Below are 2,124 nucleotides of genomic sequence, written 5' to 3' on the forward strand. Positions count from 1 at the left end.
GGATATAGGGCTTGAACGGGTCAAGCTTGCAGGGTCTGGGTGCGCGTGGCTTGTAGCGGATATCCGCTACGGGCAGCGGGCTACGGATATATCTGCGAACGGTCTCACGAGAGCATGAAAGCTGGCGCGCGATGGCGCGTATCGACATGCCCTGACGGTGTAAAACACTCATCTCCACTCTGGTCTCCAATGTCATCATTGGCAGTGCCTTAAAACTGCCATTTTTACCCTGGGTGGGTCAGATTTACATCGGTAGCGACAGGTATAGCCGTGGTCGACAACTAACTTCGCCGCTTCGAGCTTAAATTCCGGCGTGAAATGTTTAGCCATTGGGTCACCTGTGGTGTTGGGAAGGTGAGAATATCACCTTCCGATCAGGTGGCCTGTATCAGTGTGCCACTACAATGAAACCACGCCTCGTAGGGCATATCCTCCACCGGAATATTCTCACGCTGGCGCGAGCGGCGGTTCGGCACCGGAAATTCCCGTTTGGTTTTCACTTCCACAATCATGCTGCCCACCGGCGAAACGTCGTTAACCGCGACTTCACGCTGCTATTTGATAAACTGATACGTGGCTAAAATGGCAATAATGAGCCAGCACGATAAAAAAGATCGGAGGTGGCTTCATGTTTTCTTCATCCTCCTAGAGGGAAAGTCAGCAGTGTGCCTAAGCACACAACCGGAGCCCTCTCATTGTCATATCACGCCCGCTTAACCTAAACTGATTGCTAATTGTGGAATTTAAAATCTAAGGATAACAATATGATTTGGTCTTTCCTTGCGGTTCTTTTTTCCAGCTGGCTGTATGTTGACGCTTCCTATCGTGGCCCGCTGTGGCAGCGCTGGGTGTTTAAGCCGGTGACCCTGCTGCTGCTGCTGGCGTGGGCCTGGCAGGCACCGGTACTGAAAACCACGGACTATCTGATTCTGCTTGGCCTACTGGCGACGCTGCTAGGTGATGCCCTGACGCTGCTGCCCAACAAGCGCATGCTGTACGCTATTGGCACATTCTTCCTCTCGCATCTGCTATATACCCTGTGCTTCGCCAGCCAGATGACGCCGAGCTTCTTCTGGCCGATCCCGCTCGCCCTGCTGATTATCGGCGCGGCGCTAATCGCCACCGTGTGGAGCAGGCTGGAAGAGCTGCGCGGGCCAATCTGCACCTTTATCGGCATGACGATACTGATGGTGTGGCTGGCCGCCGAGCAGTATTTCTTCCGCCCGACCGACTACAGCTTTACCTTGGTCGCCGGTGCCGGACTGCTGTTGTTAGCCAATATTGTCTGGTTAATCAGCAAATACCGTCGCCGCTTTAACGCCGCCCAGGCGATTGTGGCCGCCTGCTACTTTGCCGGTCATTTTATGATCGTGCGCTCCCTGTGGCTGTAAGCTGAGTTGACGCTCGACTCTGGGGTGGACTCCAGAGTGTAAGATAGGTGACTGGCGGGCACTGAACCCGCTGTCACCGGTCAGGAGGCGTTATGCACCAACACTCTCTTGGTTGAGCGCCAGCAGGGCGAAAAAATCAGCGACAGCTGCCTGAACGTTGACCGCCTAGTGCTGGTGCTGGTGGTTTCCGAACCGGGCAACAGCGCGATTGACCGCATTCTGCATCTGATTGAAGAGGCTGAAGAGCGCCGCGCGCCGATTGAACACCTCCTTGACCGCTTCAGCCGCATCTACACACCGGTGATTACGCTGATGGCGCTGCTGTTTGCCGCCGAGTGGCAATCGTGGATCAATAAAGGGTTGACCCTGCTGCTAATCGGCTGCCCGTGCGCGCTGGTGATCTCCACCCCCGCCGCGATCACTCACTTCCGGGGGCACTGTTGCAAAGTTATTGATGAGTTAGCCTTTCGTGTTATTGAAAGGCTTACTTTCAAAGATCTGTACTGGCCACAGCATTAGACTGTAAGTACTACAGCCGCTCAGATTTGTTGGGCGTCAGACCACCGTTATACCAATGGGGCCTGATAGCGCTATAATATCCCGTTATATAGCGAATTATCGCGCCCTGGGCTTCGCTGAAGCTGTTATAGCCCTTCGTCGGCACCCATTCGGTCTTCAGGCTCCGGAAGAACCGCTCCATAGGGGCGTTATCCCAGCAGTTTCCCCGTCGACT

4 protein-coding genes and 2 pseudogenes are annotated in these 2,124 nt (G+C 54.7%); 2 read left to right on the top strand and 4 right to left on the bottom strand.

Features of this window, described 5'->3' with window-relative positions:
• The 3 genes and pseudogenes from BBW68_RS16905 to BBW68_RS12310 form a co-directional block, all read right to left on the bottom strand.
• On the bottom strand, positions 1-199 hold a 199-nt coding region (locus BBW68_RS16905; protein ID WP_148127558.1), incomplete at its 3' end, for a helix-turn-helix domain-containing protein.
• Positions 196-330 carry a hypothetical protein gene (locus BBW68_RS20240; RefSeq protein ID WP_276325376.1) on the bottom strand — a complete coding sequence of 45 codons (135 nt, stop codon included), beginning with the start codon at positions 328-330 and terminating at the stop codon, positions 196-198. The genes BBW68_RS16905 and BBW68_RS20240, both read right to left, overlap by 4 nt.
• A 74-nt stretch (positions 331-404) precedes the next feature.
• Positions 405-630 (bottom strand): annotated as a pseudogene (locus BBW68_RS12310) (DUF2500 family protein); the annotation flags it as partial.
• Positions 631-764: 134 nt separating this feature from the next.
• Between BBW68_RS12310 and BBW68_RS12315 the strand changes: the two are divergent.
• Both BBW68_RS12315 and zntA read left to right on the top strand, forming a co-directional pair.
• Positions 765-1,391, top strand: a complete 627-nt coding sequence (locus BBW68_RS12315) for a lysoplasmalogenase (protein ID WP_070135590.1) — start codon at positions 765-767, stop codon at positions 1,389-1,391.
• A gap of 81 nt (positions 1,392-1,472) precedes the next feature.
• A pseudogene (gene zntA, locus BBW68_RS12320) lies at positions 1,473-1,814 on the top strand (Zn(II)/Cd(II)/Pb(II) translocating P-type ATPase ZntA); the annotation flags it as partial.
• A gap of 106 nt (positions 1,815-1,920) precedes the next feature.
• On the opposite strand, the gene BBW68_RS12325 reads toward zntA, so the two are convergent.
• Positions 1,921-2,124 (bottom strand): integrase core domain-containing protein (locus BBW68_RS12325; protein WP_148127660.1); only part of this gene is annotated, 204 nt, incomplete at its 5' end.

It is taken from the genome of Candidatus Erwinia dacicola, from assembly GCF_001756855.1.
Lineage (GTDB): Bacteria > Pseudomonadota > Gammaproteobacteria > Enterobacterales > Enterobacteriaceae > Erwinia > Erwinia dacicola.